Origin of the sequence: Kosakonia sp. YIM B13588, assembly GCF_042788165.1 — a bacterium.
Classification (GTDB): Bacteria; Pseudomonadota; Gammaproteobacteria; order Enterobacterales; family Enterobacteriaceae; genus Kosakonia; species Kosakonia sacchari.
This window is the reverse complement of record NZ_JBHZPO010000001.1, coordinates 210,848-231,317: the sequence shown is the minus strand read 5'-3', so window position 1 is coordinate 231,317 and position 20,470 is coordinate 210,848. Positions and strand designations below refer to the sequence as shown.

13 protein-coding genes and 2 tRNA genes are annotated in these 20,470 nt (G+C 54.2%); 6 read left to right on the top strand and 9 right to left on the bottom strand.

What is annotated here, in order from left to right; translation table 11 throughout:
- The first annotated feature begins 237 nt into the window (after positions 1-237).
- The 3 genes from ACFX4U_RS01130 (at position 238) to ACFX4U_RS01120 (ending at position 1,767) form a co-directional block, all read left to right on the top strand.
- Positions 238-987: a hypothetical protein gene (locus tag ACFX4U_RS01130; RefSeq protein ID WP_313507142.1), complete on the top strand. Its 750-nt coding sequence runs from the start codon at positions 238-240 to the stop codon at positions 985-987.
- A 614-nt stretch (positions 988-1,601) separates the two neighbouring features.
- Positions 1,602-1,678, top strand: a tRNA-Val gene (locus ACFX4U_RS01125).
- Positions 1,679-1,690: 12 nt separating this feature from the next.
- Positions 1,691-1,767 (top strand) — tRNA-Val (locus ACFX4U_RS01120).
- Positions 1,768-1,944: 177 nt separating this feature from the next.
- On the opposite strand, the gene ACFX4U_RS01115 is transcribed toward ACFX4U_RS01120, so the two are convergent.
- Both ACFX4U_RS01115 and ACFX4U_RS01110 read right to left on the bottom strand, forming a co-directional pair.
- The gene (locus ACFX4U_RS01115; protein WP_313507143.1) at positions 1,945-8,748 is read right to left on the bottom strand and encodes an AIDA repeat-containing protein; all 6,804 of its coding nucleotides are present in this window, start codon (positions 8,746-8,748) and stop codon (positions 1,945-1,947) included.
- A 31-nt stretch (positions 8,749-8,779) separates the two neighbouring features.
- Complete coding sequence (locus ACFX4U_RS01110) at positions 8,780-10,036, bottom strand: autotransporter strand-loop-strand O-heptosyltransferase (RefSeq protein WP_380217663.1); 1,257 nt, start codon at positions 10,034-10,036, stop codon at positions 8,780-8,782.
- A gap of 996 nt (positions 10,037-11,032) precedes the next feature.
- Between ACFX4U_RS01110 and pykF the strand changes: the two genes are divergently transcribed.
- Together pykF and ACFX4U_RS01100 are read left to right on the top strand one after the other, a co-directional pair.
- Positions 11,033-12,445, top strand: coding sequence for a pyruvate kinase PykF (pykF, locus tag ACFX4U_RS01105; protein ID WP_016496308.1), 1,413 nt, complete (start codon positions 11,033-11,035; stop codon positions 12,443-12,445).
- A 308-nt stretch (positions 12,446-12,753) separates the two neighbouring features.
- Positions 12,754-12,990, top strand: coding sequence for a major outer membrane lipoprotein (locus ACFX4U_RS01100; protein ID WP_007374746.1), 237 nt, complete (start codon positions 12,754-12,756; stop codon positions 12,988-12,990).
- A 70-nt stretch (positions 12,991-13,060) separates the two neighbouring features.
- Here ACFX4U_RS01100 and ACFX4U_RS01095 read toward each other — a convergent pair whose 3' ends face one another.
- The 7 genes from ACFX4U_RS01095 to sufA form a co-directional block, all read right to left on the bottom strand.
- Complete coding sequence (locus ACFX4U_RS01095) at positions 13,061-14,074, bottom strand: L,D-transpeptidase family protein (protein WP_313509839.1); 1,014 nt, start codon at positions 14,072-14,074, stop codon at positions 13,061-13,063.
- Positions 14,075-14,176: 102 nt separating this feature from the next.
- The gene (gene sufE, locus ACFX4U_RS01090; protein ID WP_017456581.1) at positions 14,177-14,593 is read right to left on the bottom strand and encodes a cysteine desulfuration protein SufE; all 417 of its coding nucleotides are present in this window, start codon (positions 14,591-14,593) and stop codon (positions 14,177-14,179) included.
- Positions 14,594-14,607: 14 nt separating this feature from the next.
- The gene (sufS, locus tag ACFX4U_RS01085; protein ID WP_313509843.1) at positions 14,608-15,828 is read right to left on the bottom strand and encodes a cysteine desulfurase SufS; all 1,221 of its coding nucleotides are present in this window, start codon (positions 15,826-15,828) and stop codon (positions 14,608-14,610) included.
- Positions 15,825-17,096, bottom strand: a complete 1,272-nt coding sequence (gene sufD, locus ACFX4U_RS01080; RefSeq protein ID WP_380217666.1) for a Fe-S cluster assembly protein SufD — start codon at positions 17,094-17,096, stop codon at positions 15,825-15,827. The genes sufS and sufD overlap by 4 nt, the downstream gene beginning before the upstream one ends.
- Positions 17,071-17,817, bottom strand: a complete 747-nt coding sequence (gene sufC / locus ACFX4U_RS01075) for a Fe-S cluster assembly ATPase SufC (protein WP_017456578.1) — start codon at positions 17,815-17,817, stop codon at positions 17,071-17,073. The genes sufD and sufC overlap by 26 nt, the downstream gene beginning before the upstream one ends.
- A gap of 17 nt (positions 17,818-17,834) precedes the next feature.
- Positions 17,835-19,322: a Fe-S cluster assembly protein SufB gene (gene sufB, locus ACFX4U_RS01070; RefSeq protein ID WP_313509848.1), complete on the bottom strand. Its 1,488-nt coding sequence runs from the start codon at positions 19,320-19,322 to the stop codon at positions 17,835-17,837.
- A gap of 8 nt (positions 19,323-19,330) precedes the next feature.
- Entirely contained in the window at positions 19,331-19,687 is a 357-nt protein-coding gene (gene sufA / locus ACFX4U_RS01065; RefSeq protein ID WP_305736250.1) for a Fe-S cluster assembly scaffold SufA, read from the bottom strand.
- A 447-nt stretch (positions 19,688-20,134) separates the two neighbouring features.
- Here sufA and ACFX4U_RS01060 point away from each other — a divergent pair, with 447 nt between their 5' ends.
- Positions 20,135-20,323: an Ecr family regulatory small membrane protein gene (locus tag ACFX4U_RS01060; RefSeq protein WP_017456575.1), complete on the top strand. Its 189-nt coding sequence runs from the start codon at positions 20,135-20,137 to the stop codon at positions 20,321-20,323.
- The last annotated feature ends 147 nt before the right edge of the window (positions 20,324-20,470 follow it).

Here is a 20,470-nt window from a genome sequence, read left to right as displayed (position 1 = left end):
ATTAAGTAATAAGGAAGAACAGATATATTCTATACAGCCTTATTTATATATCCTACATGCCAGATATATATTAACGAGTACACCAGCATGATCGTTGATTTTATTCAGTATAAAAATCTTCATAAATATTTATTTGAAAACAAACCAGGATAATTCTACTTTTAATTTGTTGGCGAAAAACTCACCTGCCAATATTGCCATTAACATTCAGCTTTCTACTCGTAGAGGATATTTAATATGTTCACGACAGCTTATGCTATGAATGCGTCCGCAGGTTTTCAGTCATCCATTTCCGATGGCAGTAGAACTACACTGGGTAAAGGGCAAGCAGTAACGTATACGAATCTGCCTAACCAGCCAGTAGCAATTGTGGTTTATAATAATACCGGTAATACGACACCATTTAATGTCGCTTATAATAACCAAAAACCGCAGAATTACAGCGTGCAGTCAGTTCAGGGTCAGGGGTTTTCGCTGGGCCTCGCATATCTTATTGACCCAAGCGTAACGAAAGCATTTGAAATTACCGTATCCGTTCCCGATCAGGCGCAGCAGAATTCGTCAGTTGACGTGTATGCCGTTAGCCTGTTCTTACCATTGAGCGGAATTAATAACATTCAAATTCCAACCAATGGTAATGCGGTTTCTTTTAGTGGCTATTCTCGCGCTTACGCAACACCGGATCTGGCATGGTACGATTTAAATATCAACTCAACCAGCACCGGTTTGGTTGGGCTGTTTTTTGAAGACAGCACAATCACGGTGGTGGGGATTAATATGCCGAAAGAATCCAGCGCGGCATTAAAGAAAGTCGTTATTAATTCATCCGGGAGCGGTGTTCCGGATAGTAATATTGCGATTGTGGTTGAAAGTGGCAACCTTTATCAGAATTCAATTTTTGGCACATCGAGCCAGATTGTTTATTCTCCGGTATCACCGGTAAATTCCGTTAGTGATGGCAGCATTTCTCTACAAAAAATCTCATAAATAAACGCAGACTTATTTAACCTGTTATCGAAAGACAATGAAATAATCACAGGTTCATATTTTATCACTATGCACACTATTATTTGGGCCTTCGCGTAAAGGCCCTTTATTTCTGATGTTGATGTAAACGCAGACTTATCATTTACCGCGAGCCACGTTTTCATTTTGTTCACGATGTCTTGAGGATGTTTTTCTCCCGCCTCCCGGCAGAGAGAAATTTCATCTGAACCAGCGGGACGCTCAGTCAGGTTTTTCAATTCACCACTGATTATGCAATCACAGTGTCAGTTCGTTTAAAGCTATAAAGATCCTTCGCGAAAGTTAAACGTTAGTTGTGAGAAGAACAAACGCTATTGTTGTCAAGAATCAGCGCAAAGATGAGCAAAATCCTCTGCTCAGCGCAAGAAGTCGTACCGTTGATATTGAGAGAGACGCGCAGCCGAATGTGGTTAATTTGATGAATACTTAAGATTTATTCTTTTACATCAGTAAAATAGCCGCATCTTGCGTAAAAGTTCCGCAGTCGAGCGAATTACGTAAGAAATTTGCCATTTTCCACTTGCCACATCTCCGGCCTGCCGCTAATATTCGTCCCCGTTGTCAACCACAACACTGCGTTCATAGCTCAGTTGGTTAGAGCACCACCTTGACATGGTGGGGGTCGTTGGTTCGAGTCCAATTGAACGCACCATTCCTTTTCAGTGCGTCCGTAGCTCAGTTGGTTAGAGCACCACCTTGACATGGTGGGGGTCGATGGTTCGAGTCCATTCGGACGCACCATTCTTAGTCAGTCTCAGTTTCACCCTTTAGTTTTATCTCAGCATAAGCATCACCGCCACGCCGACTGCGTGTTAGCGACAGTGATAAAGCGACCTTCCCTCGTATGCGCGCTGCTGCATTAGCAGGCAAAAAAAAGCCGCACCTTGCGGCACGGCTTTTCGTGTTACAACCTGGCTATCAGAAGCCGACTTTCAGCGTGATTTGACCGCCGTAGCCGCCGGTGCCTGCGTCGTCGATGCTCCGGGTGTAGCCCGCGCGCACCCCGAGGGTAACGTTATCGCGGATCTGGCCGTCGATGCCGACATCCAGCGATGCAGCGGTGCCGTCCTGATCCGGATTGAACGCGACCTCGCTGCCTGCTACGCCTGGCGCGCTGACGTTCACTGAGCCCTTCGAGTCGAAGGTCTGGATGAAGGACGGACGCACCCACCAGCTTACCGGTACCGGTTTGCCTGTCTCTTTCAGCGTCGCTTTGTTGCCCAGACGCAGACCGGCACGCACCTGCTGGCTGTGACCGTCGCCGAACTGCACATCTGCGACGTCATCATTGCCATCTTTCAGGTTCACGCCGCGATACTGGTACTGCACCTGCGGTTCCAGCACCAGACCGCCGCCGATTTCAAACGGCAGACCGGTTTCGAAAGAACCAACATAGCCCCAGCCGTGGGTTTTCAGACCGTCGCCATCGCGCGGGTTGGTATCGAAGTTGTGGCGTGTTCCCTGGGCCACCACATCCATCCACCAGCCGCTCTCATGCACACCGTTGAGGTAGAGGCCGCCGCTATAGGCGTCGTCGCGTACCGTACCGGCTTTCGACTTGTCGTTGCGCTGTACGTCGACGGCAGAGAGCCCCGCCGCACCGTACACCCCTACGGTCCATTCCATCGTTGAAGCCGATCCCTGCCACAGATCGCTACCGATCTGCAGGAAGGTGTAGCCGCCTTTACTATCCGGCGTGTTGCCGCTGCGCAGATCGTTGCTGCCGTGATCGTGGCTCAACTGACCGGCCTGGAAACGAGCCCACATGTTGCTACCGCTTTCGGCTGCGGTGCGCGCCGCATAGCGACGGGCATCCAGCGAGCCGAGCAGCGCACTGTCGTAGTCCATTGCCTGCGCATAGACGGAGCTATAGAGATACGTCGCCGAACGGTAGTTCTGCGGGCCGTTCTCGTTGCTGCCGGCTTCAGCGGTGGTCAGATACCAGCTCTCGTCGGCGCTGCCCTGTTGCAGAGTGTAGTTATACGCCCCCGCCTGCAGGCTGCCGCTGAGGCTGAAAGCATCATCGGTCGTGGTCGCGCCGTTGATGGCATTCACCACCTGAATGCCGTTGCCGGTGGTCCGCGCACCCAGACCGCCCTGGCTACGAATGGCGATCCACGTATTACCGGTCGCGGTACCGCCATCCAGCACCAGGCTGTCACTCACTGCGCTATTACCGTTAAACAGCGTGTTCAGGGTAATGGTCCCGCCATTGCCCACCAGGTTGGTGACGGTCAGGGTTTTCGGGACAAACGTTCCGGTCGGTGCCTGGTAATCAATCGAGCCGCCCAGCGTCAGGTTATTGAGCAGGGAGTCTTCAGTCATCAGCCAGCTTGAACCGGCATCAACGGTCAGGTCGGTTGGGTCGATCATCCCGGTAAGCGTAGTGCCGTTGGTCAGCTGCAGCGAGGTGCCGCGCTGGGCGATGATATCGGTCACGGCATCCAGCCCGCTGAACACCAGCGTACCACTCTGCAGGTAAGTGCCGCCCGCCTGATTAAGTGTGCCGCTCAGAGTCAGCGTATTATCACCTTCTTTATACAGCGTACCGTTGCCGTTGATGGCCGCGTTTACGGTGCTGGCACTGGTGTCGGTGGTGATGCGCAATTCACCGCTGTTGTTGACGTTACCAGCAAGCGTAGCGCCATCGTTGACTTTGGTGACCCCGGTCAGCATACCGCCCTCGGCGACGCTCAGCGTACCGTTCTCGCTTACCACGGTATTGTTGGCGCTGCCGTCAGCGGCAACCGACAGCAGACCGCCGCTTTCCAGCAGCACGCTATCAGCAACTTTATTGGCAATGGAGAAGCTGCCAAGCGCGTTGGTGCCGTTGAGCGTGGTGTCGGTGCCCGCCATCAACGCGGCACCGCTATTGAGATTGATATTGGTGACCGTTGCACCATCTTCCAGCGCCAGCATGCCGCCGCGCTCAATCGCCGTCAGATCCGCCACGCCCCCGGCGCGAACGAACTGGGCGCCGCCTTTGCTGACGGTAGTGGCGATAGCCGTGCCGCCGAAAGTGACACTCTGGGTACCGTTTTCGCTGACGGTGGACGAAGCCACGGTGCCGCCCTGATTGACCACCTGATCGCCGACCACCTGGTTGTCGATAACGATCGCCCCGTCATTAACGTTCTGGATCCCGCCCTCACGGATAATGGTGGAGATCACCGTCCCGCCGCTGTTGACGTTCTGGGTACCGCCACCGTTAATAGTGGTGCGGGTGGCGGTACCGCCGTTCAGCACGTTCTGGATCCCACCAGCCTGGATGACGGCAAGTATCGATTCACCGCCGCTATAGATATTCTGAATACCGCGCTCGTAGATCGTCGTGCGAGTCGCAGCCCCGCCGCGATAGACGTTCTGCACGGCGTTCGCGGAAAGATCGGTATCAACGGCACTGCCGCGCACATTCTGCTGGCTGGAGTTGATCATCGAAGTGTTCACCGCCGCTGCGCCCGCAGCGATGTTCTGCACTGCAAAATCATCCATCAGGTTGTTTTGCGCACGCCCACCGCTGTACACATTCTGGATGCTGTTACGGTTACGGGTATCGGTCACTATCGCGCCGTAGTAAATCCCCTGAACCGCACCGTCGCTCAGCACGGTAGAGGTGGCTGTACCTCCGCTAAAGACGCGCTGTTCCGCCCGGGTGATTTCCGATCCGGTGGTGGTGCCGAGGACTTCCTGAATGCCGCCATCTATCACCACAGAGACTTCGGCATTGGCATTTTTGTTGACAACCTGACGCCCGCCGTTTTTCACGATGCTGACAATCGAGGTGCCGTCAACCACCTGCAGGCCACCATCGACAAAGGTGAAGTCGGTGACGCCGCCGGAGGCAACGTTTTGTCTGCCGCCGGTGGAGATAGTGCCACCGTAGGTGTAACCGCCCGAGTTAACGTTCTGCACGCCCCCCTTCTCGACGCTGGTTTCGAAGGCCTGCCCGCCGCTGCCGATATTTTGCGTACCGCCTAGCAGGCGCGCTGCGAAGGATTTCGCGCCGTTATTGACGTGCTGCTCACCGCCGTTCATCACGGTGGAGATCGCCACAGCGGAGTTGCTGAGGATCTGCTTCCCGCCGGCGTTAATGACGCTCTGGCGGGCCCAGCCATACGGGTCAACGATCTGCGCCCCGCCGTTATTAATCACCGCGTCGAACGACTGACCATGTACGCGCTGTACGCCGCCGCTGTTAATCAGCGTGCCGCTGGCCTGACCGCTCTTGGTCACCAGTTGTACCCCGCCGTCGCTGATGCTGGTGCCGGAAGCCGAACCTTCCACCAGTTGGGTACCGCCGCCGAACACCGTGCCGTCGGACGCCGCGCCGCCGGCTGAGACGTGTTGCACCCCACCGTTATTCACGATCGAACCGGCAGCGAGGCCACCGTAGTTGACGATTTGCTGGCCGCCGTCATTGATCACGGACGAGATGGCCGTACCGTCTACGCTCTGCACACCGCCGCTGTTGATGTGGGTATCGGTAGTTTTACCGCTCCCGGCTACCAGTTGCGTACCCCCATCGTTCACGCTGGCACCGGAGGCAGTACCTTCCACCAGTTGCTTGCCGCCGCCGAAGATGGTGCCGTCAGACGCCGCGCCGCCGAGATTGATGTGCTGCAGACCGCCGCTGTTCACCGTGGTGCCTGCCGCCAGACCACCTTTATTCACCAACTGGATGCCGCCGTTGCGCACCACTGCCGAGGTCGCGTTACCATCAACACTCTGCACACCGCCGCTGTTGATCAGGGTGCCGGTCGCTTTCCCGGTGGTCATGACGATCTGATAGGCGCCATCGTTCAGGCTGGTACCGGACGCCGTGCCCGCCACCACCTGTTTACCGCCGCCGAAGATGGTGCCATCAGACGCCGCGCCGCCGAGGTTGATGTGCTGCAGACCGCCGCTGTGAACGGCGGTACCTGCTGCCAGGCCGCCGTTATTCACCAACTGGATGCCGCCATTGCGTACCACGGATGAGGAAGCGCTGCCGTCGACACTCTGCACGCCGCCGCTGTTAATTTGGGTACCGGAGGTTTTGCCGCTGGCCTGCACGATCTGCAGACCGCCATCGCTGACGCTGGTCCCGGACGCGGTCCCGGCCACCAGCTGTTTGCCGCCGCCGAAGATGGTGCCATCAGACGCTGCGCCACCAAGGTTGATGTGCTGCAGGCCACCGCTGTTGACGATGGAGCCCGCGGCCAGCCCACCGCTGTTCACCAACTGTACGCCGCCATTGTTCACCACGGCGGAGGTCGCCGAACCGTCAACACGCTGCAAACCGCCACTGTTGATAAGCGCTCCCGCAGCAATGCCGCCCACCTGGACGTGCTGAATGCCGCCGTCGCCGATGACGGTGTCGCCCGCCATACCCGCGACCTGCTGCGTTCCTCCCAGCAGCGTCGTTTTTGAGGCCGCGCCGCCAGCACGGACAATCTGCACACCATCTTTATCGACGCGGGTGTCGTTCGCATGACCGCCACTGCGGATCAGCTGTTTACCGCCGGTGTAGACGATCGTGCCATTAGCCGTGCCGTCAACATCCTGGAAACCGCCGTCATAGATTTTGCTGTCGATGGTTTTCCCGGTAACGTGAACTTGCTGCACACCGCCTGAGTCTACGCGGGTGTCGGATGCCGTGCCTTCGACAATCTGGGTACCGCCAAACAGCAGCGCATCCGAGGCAGCGCCGCCTTCATTGATATGCTGCAGACCACCGGAATTAACCAGCGAGCCCGCGGCAAGCGCGCCGGAATGGATCAGTTGCACCCCGCTATCATTGACCACAGCGGAAATCGCCGTGCCGTCAACTGCCTGAGTACCGCCGCTGTTGATGATGGTGTCGATAGCTTTACCGGTGACCTGTACAAGCTGGTAAGCGCCATCATTGATGCTGGTGCCGGAGGCCGTACCGGCAACAACTTGCCGACCGCCGCCAAACACCGTGGTGTCGGACGCAGCGCCGCCTTCATTGATATGTTGCAGGCCGCCACTGTTAACGGTCGCGTTATCCGCCAGCCCCCCGCTGTTCACCAACTGGATGCCGCCGTCATAGATAACCGATGAGTTGGCTGTGCCATCCACGCGCTGCAGGCCGCCTTCATTAATCAGCGATCCGCTGGCGCTGCCACCGACCTGAACGTGCTGTACGCCGCCGGCACCGATAATGGTATCTGCCGCTACGCCCGCCAGTTGCTGAATACCGCCCAACAGCGTGGTGAAGGCGGTTGACCCACCTGAGAGTACATTCTGAATCCCGCCACTGTTGATCACCGCGCTGGCGGCGGCACCGCCGCTGCGGACTTTCTGCAGGCCGCCATCGTTCACTTCAGCGGAGAACGAAACGCCGTCCACATCCTGTTTACCGCCGGCGTTAACCACCGCATCACTGCTCATGCCGCTGGCGTGGATTTGCTGCAGACCGCCGTTATTAATAATGGTGCCGGAGGTGGTGCCTTCCACCAGTTGTGTGCCGCCGAGCAGAATGGCATCCGATGCCGCACCGCCTTCGCTGATATGCTGCAGACCGCCAGTGTTTACCACACCGCCTGTTGCCAGCCCGCCGCGATTAACCTGCTGCGTACCGCCCGCATTGACGACAGAAGAGATAGCCTGGCCGTCTACGGTCTGCGTGCCGCGATTGTTGATGATGGTTCCGGTGGATTTGCCGGTTTTCTGTACCAGCTGCGCACCGCCATCGTTGACGCTGGTGCCAGATGCGGTTCCCGCCAGTACCTGGGTGCCGCCGCCAAACACCACGCCGTCGGAGGCTGCGCCGCCCTGATTGATATGCTGAACCCCACCGCTGTTCACGATGGTGCCCGCCGCCAGCGCGCCGCTATGCACCAGTTGGGTGCCGCCGCCGTTGACAACGGCGGAGATAGCGGTGCCGTCTACGGTCTGCGTACCGCGGTTGTTGATGATGGTGCCGGTGGCTTTGCCGGTTTGCTGAACCAGTTGCGCGCCACCGTCGTTGAGATGCGCACCCGATACCGTACCGGCCACGACCTGATTGCCGCCGCCAAAGATGGCGGTGTCGGCCGCGGAACCGCCGACGTTAACGTGCTGGAGCCCCCCGCTGTTGACTGTCGCGTCCTGAGAGAAACCACCGCTGTTGATGAGCTGGCTGCCGCCTGCGTTAATGACGCCCTGGACGGAACTGCCGTTAACGGCTTGCACGCCGCCAGTGTTAATAATCGTCTGGCTTGCCACCCCGCTTTCCTGCACAGTCTGCACACCGCCAGCACCGACAATGGTGCTATTAGCCTTACCGGCGACTGCCTGCTTGCCGCCGCTGTTAAGCTGCGTGCCTGTTGCCGTCCCGTCCACTTCAACAATCTGTGTCCCGTCAGTGACAACGGTACCCGTCGTCTGGCCGTTCTGCCGCACAATCTGCGAACCGCCATCCTGAACTCGGGTATCCACGGTCTGACCGCCCGCCACTATCTGGGTGCCACGGGTGCTGATGGTATGGTTGGTGGTTAAGCCGCCAGGACGCACGTTCTGTACGCCTTCCTGCACCACCTCATCCTGCGTCGAACCAGTGACATCAGGGGTGAACGCCATCGCCCCGCTGCTTGCGAACAGGCCCCCCACCGCCGCTGAGATCAATACCGCGCCGCCTGCGCGCTTGCCTTTCGCTCGGGTCAGTTCTGAAACCACCACAAACGCCCGCTGAACGTCATTCCACACCAGCCGGTAACTGCAGTTAAGACTTTTTTTCATTTCTATGTCCTCGAAACCCGTCTCTCATCCGTCAGGCGGCGTGTTGTTCGGGGTCTGCCAATGCTGTTGTTTTGATGCCAAAGGGATTGCTTCGCAGGGCAATCAGCCGACGAAGATGGCCAATGACCTGCTTGCCAGTGATAAAACGTGTGCATTCGTACTGCCGGTCCGTGCCTTTGTGGCGCGGACACCAGAAATAGTCCTGATGATCAAAATTGAACCGCACGTCATCCCAACAGCCGTTGCAGACATGGGTGTTGATGACGCGCCAGGGGGTATGAAATTCGCTGTTCGGCAGGCTGAATCCACTGATCAGCACCACCGGAATACGGCAGCCCCAGGCAAGCCAGGAGAGACCGCTGCCGAGGCCGATAAAAAATTCGGCATGCTCCAGCAGTGCCACACGTTCAGCGAGGGGCAGATTGCCGGTGAAATCTTCCGCGCCGTGGGGGATTTTGTTCCAGATGTAACCGCGGCCTACCACGCGCTCTTTGTCGATACATAGCACGCGGTAGCCCTGCTCTTTCAGATAGTCGATAACTTCATGCCAGCCATTGCCGTTGTTCCAGAACTTGGCCTGGCTGGTGGACTGGGTTGCGATGCAGACGTAGGGTTCCGCGATACGACGCGCGCTGCGCTGGCGCAAGTCCGGAACGATTTCCGTGGGATCGACGCCGAGAATATGTCCGGCGGTGCGGTGCAGACCCACGGCGCGAAAATCAAAGGGTTGCTTGTCGAGATCGCCGTGAAAAAACAACCCGACGCGCCAGCTGGCGTAAGGCGGCTCGCTCACGCCCGGTCCGGCTTGCCACTCCTCGGGGGTAGCGCAATTAAGCTGCGGATAGACGGGCTTGAAGAGATCGACGATCGGCTGGGCCATGGTGCAATAGACGTTGCACTGGTACGTCTGCCGAAAGCGTTCGGCGTAAGGCACCCAACCGATGAGGTCGCCCAGTGTACCGCCGGGAAATGAAACCAGTACCGTTTTGCCGCGCATATCCAGAACGTGGTCCAGCACCGGCTCCGACTGGACGCCGTCCCAGACCCGCAGACGAAACGGCACATAATATTTTTTTGTGCTGATCACCCAGCCCTGCGCGACATCGTCGGCAAACAGGATATTTCCCGTTTCATCATCGCTTATTTCTACCCGCCAGTTACCGGCCGGCAGCAATAACCGGGCACCGTCATTAAAATCATACAGGATACCCATCGGTCCCTGCTGGGTAGGAATTTCTGGCGGCGGAATAAAAGCATAGCCCTGCCCAACAACAGCGGAAGTTGTCATCACCCAACCTTCATCATGAGTAAATGCATTAAATAGGGCTGGCAGTAAATAATAAGCAGGCACCAGCCGACCTCCGGAGTTAATAATCCGGAACGAAATTTTTTATAAATTTTTCGGGTCTCATCAAGAGTCGATTAAGAGTAGTAACAAGGCGTTTTATTGCAAATTCTTTCTAAAAGTTAAGATCCATAAATATCAATTATTTAGTTTTTATCTACTTTCGCACTTTATTCTAATAACCTATAAAAAACAAACAGTTAATCAACAACCAAAGCAAGCAATTTAAGATTATCCTTAAAACAAATTTTATGCAAAAACGTGATATTAATTCAGAAATATAAAATATATTCCCACTTTAGCAGGGGTGCCATGCTGATATATCCGCTTCACGCAGAAGAGAGAAGGAAGTAAAAAAACACCATCTCACCAGTTATTTAAAAAGCAAAGTGGCGCACAGTTTTTATTTAATTCACCCCACACAACTTTATGCAGCAAAATAAACAGAACAATCTTATTGTTTATTTTCCCGCCTCAAGAAGTAAGTGATGAAATAAGCGTAACGGTAGCAGAAAAATACCGGTGTCGCAGAGTGGGTAAAACTGATGCCGACATCAGGGTCAGGCCACAGTCTGCCTCGGTTACGCAACGGTTGCGCAATTTTGTGATAACGGTTACACAACAAATCGATAATGATGATAAATTCGTATTTTGAAACGGCGTTTTTAATTCCTTTCTGTCGATGTCGACGCTATAATGCCGCCATCCTAATTTGAATGGATTCAGCTGATTGAACTGTAAAACAAATTACTCACATCAATTTTTCCCCGATCTGGCTGAATCTCAGGCACACATTCTTCTGCACGCTTTTTTGATGTCACCTATCCTTAGACTGTGGCATCGCTCTTTTCGCAACACAGGTTTGACTCCGGAGCCGTGCGCTAACCGGAGCGTAAATTCCCAATCCTTCTCAACTCAAACTTAAAGACCAGAACTGTCATGAAAAAGACCAAAATTGTTTGCACCATCGGTCCGAAAACCGAATCCGAAGAGATGCTGGCGAAAATGCTGGACGCTGGCATGAACGTCATGCGTTTAAACTTCTCTCACGGTGACTATGCTGAGCACGGCCAGCGCATCAAAAACCTGCGCAACGTGATGAGCAAAACCGGTAAAAAAGCGGCAATTCTGCTGGACACCAAAGGTCCGGAAATCCGCACCATCAAACTGGAAGGTGGCAATGACGTCTCCCTGAAAGCAGGTCAGACATTCACCTTCACCACTGACAAATCTGTTGTCGGCAACGCGGATACTGTTGCCGTGACGTACGAAGGTTTCACCAACGATCTGAGCGTTGGTAACACCGTACTGGTAGACGATGGTCTGATCGGTATGGAAGTGACCGAAATCGTTGGCAATAAAGTTATCTGTAAAGTGCTGAATAACGGCGACCTCGGTGAAAACAAAGGCGTAAACCTGCCTGGCGTTTCCATCGCCCTGCCGGCGCTGGCTGAAAAAGATAAGCAAGACCTGATTTTCGGTTGCGAACAAGGCGTCGACTTTGTTGCAGCCTCCTTCATCCGTAAACGTTCTGACGTGGTTGAAATTCGTGAGCACCTGAAAGCGCACGGCGGCGAGAACATTCAGATCATCTCCAAAATTGAAAACCAGGAAGGCCTGAACAACTTCGACGAAATCCTCGAAGCCTCCGACGGCATCATGGTTGCGCGTGGTGACCTGGGCGTTGAAATCCCGGTTGAAGAAGTGATCTTCGCGCAGAAGATGATGATTGAAAAATGTATCCGCGCGCGCAAAGTCGTTATCACTGCGACCCAGATGCTGGATTCAATGATTAAAAACCCGCGTCCGACCCGCGCTGAAGCTGGCGACGTGGCGAACGCCATTCTCGACGGCACCGACGCAGTGATGCTGTCTGGCGAATCCGCTAAAGGGAAATACCCGCTGGAAGCGGTGACTATTATGGCCACCATTTGCGAGCGTACCGATCGCGTGATGACCAGCCGTCTGGATTTCAACAACGACAGCCGTAAACTGCGCATCACTGAAGCTGTTTGCCGTGGTGCTGTTGAAACTGCTGAAAAACTGGAAGCTCCGCTGATTGTTGTTGCGACTCAGGGCGGCAAATCTGCTCGCGCTGTGCGTAAATACTTCCCGGATGCCACTATTCTGGCGCTGACTACCAACGAAGTGACCGCGCGTCAGCTGGTGCTGAGCAAAGGCGTTATCCCGCAGTTGGTGAAAGAGATCTCTTCTACAGATGATTTTTACCGTCTGGGTAAAGAAGTGGCGCTGGAAAGCGGCCTGGCAAGCAAAGGCGACGTGGTTGTTATGGTTTCCGGCGCACTGGTTCCGAGCGGCACTACAAACACGGCTTCCGTCCACGTCCTGTAATAATAACCGGACAATTCGGACTGATAAAAAAGCGCCCTTGTGGCGCTTTTTTTATATTCCCGCCTCCATTTAAAATAAAAAATCCAATCGGATTTCACTATTTAAACTGGCCATTATCTAAGATGAATCCGATGGAAGCTCGCTGTTTTAACACGCGTTTTTTAACCTTTTATTGAAAGTCGGTGCTTCTTTGAGCGAACGATCAAATTTAAGTGGATTCCCATCAAAAAAATATTCTCAACCTAAAAAACTTTGTGTAATACTTGTAACGCTACATGGAGATTAACTCAATCTAGAGGGTATTAATAATGAATCGTACTAAACTGGTACTGGGCGCGGTAATCCTGGGTTCTACTCTGCTGGCTGGTTGCTCCAGCAATGCTAAAATCGATCAGCTGTCTTCTGACGTTCAGACTCTGAACGCTAAAGTTGACCAGCTGAGCAACGACGTGAACGCAATCCGTTCCGACGTTCAGGCTGCTAAAGATGACGCAGCTCGCGCTAACCAGCGTCTGGACAACCAGGCTCACTCTTACCGTAAGTAAGAGTTCCTGTAATGAAATGGCGCACTCGGTGCGCCATTTTTTTTGCCTGTAATTTGTCCTTCCTTTTCGTCTACTGCGTTACCGCCTTCTGTTGGGCTTCTGCATCCACCGTCGTTTCTTTCGCACTGTTCTGTACGGACAACACGCTTTCCGGCGATGCTGCTGCCGCTGTCTTAACCGGAATCGCTATCGGGTAACCTGCCCGACGATTCAGTGCCTGCGTAATCATGCCACTATCACCGCCGGCATTGTGAATAAAAGCCTCCAGCGCGGGAGAGAAATTAATCGGCACCGTCTGGGTGTTTTCTTCAACCTTTTGTGCCAGCGGACGATGCACTTCAATAAAATGCCGCCCGTCAGGCTCTACGGCGTATTTCACCGGTTCGTTGATAATCGTCACGCGCGTACCAGCCGCAACCTGAGCAAACAGCGCCTGGATATCAGGCGCATTCATGCGAATACAGCCTGAACTTACCCGCAACCCAACGCTATCCTGTGCATTTGTTCCGTGAATAAGATATTCACCATTGCCAATCCCCAGACGCAGCGCAAAGCGCCCTAATGGGTTATTTGGGCCAGCGGGTATCACCGGCGGCAATTCTATGCCGTTTGCTAGTGAACGCGCGCGAATGCCCGCTGTCGGTGTCCAGGTTGGGTTTGGGATCTTCTGACTGACTCGCGTCACGGAAACCGGCGTTTCCAGCCCCTGTTGCCCAATACCAATCGGGTAAACCTGCACACTGCTTTTCCCCGGCGGGAAATAATACAGGCGCAGCTCAGCCAGATTAACCACAATCCCTTCGCGTGGCGTATCGGGCAAAATCATTTGTGAAGGGATGGTGACGATCGTGCCCGGCCGCGGTACGGGTGCAATCGTGTTATTGGCTTCAAGGATCAACATTGCTGCCGTGTCGAAATGGCGGGCGATCGCTTGCAGGTTTTTATCCCCCGCCTGCACGGTGTAAGTCTGGTTTTGCCCAATAACACGGCTACCATCGGCAGGCAGGGGATACTCTGCTGCATGAGCCACCTGGACGCTTAAGACGCTGAAAAGATATAAGGAGAGCAAAGACGCGCGTTTCATACTGAAGTTCCTGTATCCACTGACAAGGTGTCAGAAAGCTGAAGATCCAGCGAGGCGCTAAACGCCTCGCGTCGTAACAGGATGAAATATGGTCTTTTAAGTTTAGCTAATGTTGGCGGCTTTGTTGCGAATCGCGCGGATCATCGCCTCAAGCCCCTGCGAGCGGGAAGGCGTCAGATGTTGCGTGAGGGACATCTTTTCAAACCACGGGCGCACGTCAAACGCCACAATATCTTGCGCAGTCATCTGCTGGTAGAGCACAAAGACGATGGCAATAAGCCCTTTGACAATCGCGGCATCGCTGTCACCAGCTAATTCCATCACACCCGCCTCATTGCGATGCATGACAATCCAGACCTGGCTCTGACAGCCCTGAATAATGTTCTCAGGATTGTGCGCTTCGGCACTTAATTCCGGTAGACGCTGCCCCAGCTCAATAATATAGAGGTACTTCTCTTCCCAGTTGGCACAGCGGCTAAAATTGCGCAGCAGTTTTTCTTTGTCGGGTAATGCGGCCATTTTTGCCTCTCACGTTAGCCCAGCAACTGATGAATGCGTTTCAGGCCAGTTACCAGACGATCCACCTCTTCTTCCGTATTGTACATAACCAGCGACGCACGGCACATGGCGGGCACATTGTAAAACGCCATCAGCGGCATCGCGCAATGGTGCCCGGTGCGCACCGCAACGCCGTAATTGTCGAGGAAACTGCCGACATCATAGGCGTGATGTTTCCCGAGATTAAACGCGATGACACCTTTGCGCTGCGCCGGGCCATAAAGCGTCAGATCCTGCACATCCGCCAGCGCGTTAAGTGCGTAATGCATCAGCGTCTGCTCGTATTCACCAATCGCTTCCAGCCCCAACTTGCGGACATACTCAATTGCCGCGCCAAGACCGATAATGCCGCCTGTATTGGGCGTGCCGGCCTCAAAACGCCACGGCGCTTTTGCATAGGTCGTGCCCTCAGTCAGGCTAACGGTGGCGATCATCGAGCCGCCCCCTTCCCACGGTGGCATATCCTGTAAAATGTCCTCTTTGGCATACAGCACGCCGATGCCGGTAGGCCCATACAGTTTATGACCGGAGAAAACATAGAAATCGCAGTCCAGCGCCTGCACATCCACCGGGTGATGCATAACCGCCTGAGCGCCATCCACCAGCACTTTCGCGCCATGCTGATGCGCGAGTGCAATAATTTCCGCCACCGGGTTTTCGGTGCCCAGCACGTTCGATACCTGCGTGATCGCCAGCAGCCGCGAGCGTTCATCCAGTAGCGTTGGCAACACGTCCAGCTGCAGCGTGCCATCCTGATTAAGCGGGATCACGCGCAACTCAGCACCCACGCGCTCGCACAGCATCTGCCACGGAACGATATTGGCATGGTGTTCCATCGCGCTAATGATAATGTTGTCGCCCGCGCGCACCCGGCTGTTCCCCCAGCTGTTCGCCACCAGGTTAATTCCCTCGGTCGTGCCGCGCACAAACACCAGCTCTTCAGGTAAACGTGCATTAAGAAACGCCGCCGCCTGCACTCGCACATTTTCCATCCGCTGGGTGGCTTCCGCGCTCAGCGTATGAATGCCGCGGTGAACCGCCGCGTACCCGTGGCGGAAAAATTCAGCTTCGGCATCAATCACCTGGTTCGGCTTTTGCGCACTGGCCGCGCTGTCGAGATAGGCCAACGGTAGTCCGTTCACTTCACGTTGCAGCACCGGGAAATCGGCGCGAACGGCGTTCACGGGAAAACTCATACTCTGCCCCCTGCCAGGCGCTGGCTGATACGCGCCAGAACCTGTCGTTTCAATGCTTCGTCGCTAATGGCTTCCGTCAGTTCAGCTGCGAAGGCATGGATTATCATCTGTTGCGCCGCCTGTTGATTGATCCCGCGCGAGCGCAAATAAAACATCTGTTCATCATCAATGCGGCCAACCGTCGCGCCGTGGCTGCATTTCACATCATCGGCATAAATTTCCAGTTGCGGCTTGGTGTCCACTTCCGCCAGACGTCCGAGCAACAGATTATTGTTGGTCATCTGTCCGTCGGTTTTGATGGCGTGTTGCGCAACCTTGATCAGGCCATTAAACACCGCGCGGCCTTTATCGCTGACGATGGTTTTATGCAACTGGCGGCTGTTGCAGTAGCCCTGATTATGCTCAAGCCAGGTGCGGGTATCACACACTTCCGATTTCACCGGCATCGCCAGGCTGTTGATGCGCAACTGCGTGTTTTCACCATTAAGTTGCGTGCTGGTGTTATGGCGCAACACCGCGCCGCCGAGCAGGAAACTGTGGCTATCTGCCGCCGCATCGGCCGCAAGCAAGATGTCATTATGCGAAAAGTGGTAACTTTGCGGGTTTTCAAACGCCAGCTTGACGTGGTGCAGATGCGCATTCGCCGCCACATTCATCGTCAGGCGTGACCCTGTAAAGTGGCGCGCGTCGTTCAGGCTGACGTAGTGTTCGTACACTGTCGCTTCCGCGCCCTGCGCCAGTTCAAGATGGTGGCGATAATGGGCGGTATTCATCTCGTCGCCCGCCACCCCTTGAGTAATATGCGTAAGCAGCAATGGCTTAGCTGGTCGCTGATTACGCGCCACCTGAATCCAGGTCACGCTCTGCGCCAGGCTTTCGGTCAGATGCAGGAACACTTCCGGCTGCACCGGCGCAGGCAGATCCGCCCGCACATCAGCAAAACTGACCTCAAAACCGGAACCGGCAGTGTCGTCGCTCAGCGCCGCGTTAAACTGACCATCGACAAACACCAGCCGCACGGCATGCACCGGCAATGCCAGCGCATCGCGCTGCGCGACACCGATCGTGCCGGAGGTGCTAACAAATTGGCTGTTCAGCAAGCCTTCCAGCGGCGTGTATTTCCAGTTTTCATGTTTGCGTGTCGGCAACCCTAAACGCAGCATTTGCTGCAAATGCTGCTGCGCCGATTCAGAACGCGCGCCGCCCTTAGTTTCAAACAGATGATGCCACTGATGCAGCGCGTTACTGCTGTTCGGTAAGCCAGCCATAGCCCTGCTCCTCCAGTTGCTTAACCAGCGTGAAATCACCGGATTTCACGATGCGCCCCTGATACAACACATGAACGAAATCCGGCTTGATGTAATCCAGGATCCGCTGATAGTGCGTGACAATGATAAATGCGCGTTTTTCATCACGCAGCGCATTCACCCCTTCCGCAACAATTTTTAGCGCATCAATATCAAGGCCGGAGTCCGTTTCATCCAGGATGCACAGTTCAGGTTCCAGCACCGCCATTTGGAGAATGTCGTTACGCTTTTTCTCACCGCCGGAGAAACCGACATTGACCGAACGGGTAAGCAGGTCTTCGGGCATTTTCAGCAGCTTGATTTTGTCTTCCATCAGATCCTGGAAGTCAAACCGGTCCAGCGCCTCTTCGCCGCGATATTCACGCACCGCATTAAGCGCCGTTTGCAGGAAAAACTGATTACTGACGCCGGGGATCTCCACCGGATACTGGAACGCCATGAACACGCCTTCACCGGCACGGTCTTCGGGCGAAAGCTCCAGCAAATCTTTGCCTTTAAACTCGACGCTGCCGCCCACTACTTCGTAATCTTCACGACCGGCCAGCGTCGCAGAAAGCGTACTTTTCCCGGAGCCGTTCGGCCCCATAATCGCGTGGACTTCACCGGGGCGCACCTCCAGGCTCAGACCACGCAGGATCTCTTTATCTTCAACGCTTACCTGCAAGTCTTTAATACTTAACATTTCTTATCCTTTAATCCTTAACCGACGCTGTGTTCAAGGCTGATAGCCAGCAGTTTTTGCGCTTCAACGGCAAACTCCAGCGGCAGTTCAGAGAAGACGTCTTTACAGAAACCATTGACGATCATGGAAATGGCATCGTCTTCGCTAATCCCGCGTTGCAGGCAATAAAAAAGCTGGTCTTCACCGATACGCGATGTCGTGGCTTCATGCTCAAGCTGCGCGCTGTTGTTACGGCACTCGACATACGGGAAAGTATGCGCTCCGCAATCCGGGCCAATCAGCATCGAATCGCACTGGGTGAAATTACGGGCATTGGTCGCCGTCGGCATGATTTTCACCAGCCCGCGATAGCTGTTCTGGCTATGCCCGGCGGAGATCCCTTTCGAAATAATCGTCGATTTGGTGTTCTTACCGATATGGATCATCTTGGTGCCGGTATCCGCCTGCTGATGCCCGCTGGTCAGCGCAACGGAGAAGAACTCACCGATGGAGTTATCGCCGCGCAGAATACAGCTTGGGTATTTCCAGGTAATGGCGGAGCCCGTCTCAGACTGCGTCCATGACATCTTGCTGTTTTCGCCTTCGCACAGCGCACGCTTGGTCACGAAGTTGAGGATCCCACCAGTGTTGTTATCCCCCGGGAACCAGTTTTGCACCGTGGAGTATTTCACTTCCGCGTCTTTGTGGATGATTACTTCCACCACTGCTGCGTGCAGTTGATAGCTGTCGCGAACCGGTGCGGAACACCCTTCGATATAGCTGACGTAACTCCCTTCATCCGCCACCAAAATAGTGCGCTCAAACTGGCCGGTTTTTTCCGCATTAATGCGGAAATAGGTCGACAGTTCCATCGGGCAACGCACGCCTTTCGGGATGTAGATAAAAGTGCCATCTGAGGCAACCGCAGCGTTAAGCGCGGCGAAAAAGTTGTCGTTAGAAGGCACCACCGTTCCGAGGTATTTTTTTACCAGTTCCGGATGGTCATGAATCGCCTCACCGAACGAGCAGAAGATGATCCCTTGCTCTGACAATTTTTCCCGGTACGTCGTTGCCACGGAGACGGAGTCAAAAATGGCGTCAACCGCCACTTCTTTACCTTCACGCACCGGGACGCCTAGCTGGTTAAAGGCCTCTTCAACTTCTTCCGTCAGCCAGGCATTTGCGCCGGTCTGTTGCACCGCGCCAGGCTGCGAGACGCACGTGTCATCGCAGTTGCCACAGGAAGGTGCGGAGTAGTAACTGTAATCCTGGTAATCCAGTTTTTCGTAATGCGCTTTCAGCCAGTGCGGTTCTTCCATCTCCAGCCACGCCCGGAAAGCGTTCAGGCGAAACTCGAGCATCCATTCTGGCTCGTTGCGCTTCGCTGAAATGGCCCGCACGACCTCTTCATTGATGCCTTTTGCCAGCTCGTCGGTGCTAAGCCGGGTAAAAAAGCCCTCTTTATAATTGAGGTTGCCGCCGGTCCAGATTTTGACATCGTCAGTTGCTTCAGTATTACGAGACATAGTACCGCCTATACCCCGAAACTTTCGCCACAGCCGCATTCGTGCTGGGCTTTCGGGTTATGAAATTTGAAGATCTGATTTAAACCTTCACGTACGTAATCCACTTCGGTGCCATCAATAAATGGCATCGCTTGCAGCGGTACATAAAGGCGCGCGCCGTCAGATTCGTAAAGCAAATCGTCTTCGCTTGGCTCCGTCACGGTATCGAGTACATAGCCAAAACCTGCGCAACCCGTCTGCTTGATACCAAGCCGTACACCGAGCACACCGGCCTGTTTACTGGACAGCGCACGAATATGTTCTGCGGCAGCGGGTGTCATGGTTAGCCCCCGCCACGTAAAATCTTGCGGATTAAATGATTCCATCGTTTACCTCACATCAGCAGATCAAAGGCTCATAATGCTATGTTAGTGATAATGATTCTCACTTCAACCTCTTTTCCGAAGGGTTATTAGCCACAAGCCCCTTTTTTCGGCACATGTTATAAGCATAGACTCTGCGCAAAGGCTTTACAGGTAAGTGAAAGTTTGTTTAATAAATTGATAAATAATGACTTTAGAGGGCGTAGCGGCGACCAGGCGCTGAAGAAGGAAAGATGTATAGCCAATACCTATTATTGAGATAGGATTTTGAAATTTTTTAATGTTAAAAGGGACCCGCTTATCAAAACATTATCTTTTCGCAAAACGCTGTCTTAAACGCGTAGCCCCAACTTCGGCGCTTTGCATTTTTAAAATTAATCTCCAGTGATATCAATAGTCAGCCCGTCGGCGGCAAAATAGTCATAGTAAAAAGTTGAACCGGATGCTGGAATGAGTGTCCGAAAACAAGAATTTTTTACCACATTTGAGCAAGTTATGGATAAAACGGCGTTGATTTTGCTGCTGCTCGCGGTGGTGGTTCTGGTGGTGGGTTTATGGTCAATTTTCAGCGAAACGCTGTGGATAGTCGCCAGCTTCCTGGAAACGTTGCTTTACCCCACTATCTCCACACCGGAGTGAAGTTATGGTGTTCTGGTCGCTATCGCATAAATAGCATGGGATAAGAAAAAACATTCGAAAAAGAAGAAATTACCCCCTCATTTCTGAAATGAAGTCAGTTATGTCCGGCTTTTTTAAAATGTGCTCACGTTGCTGAGCCATCAAACA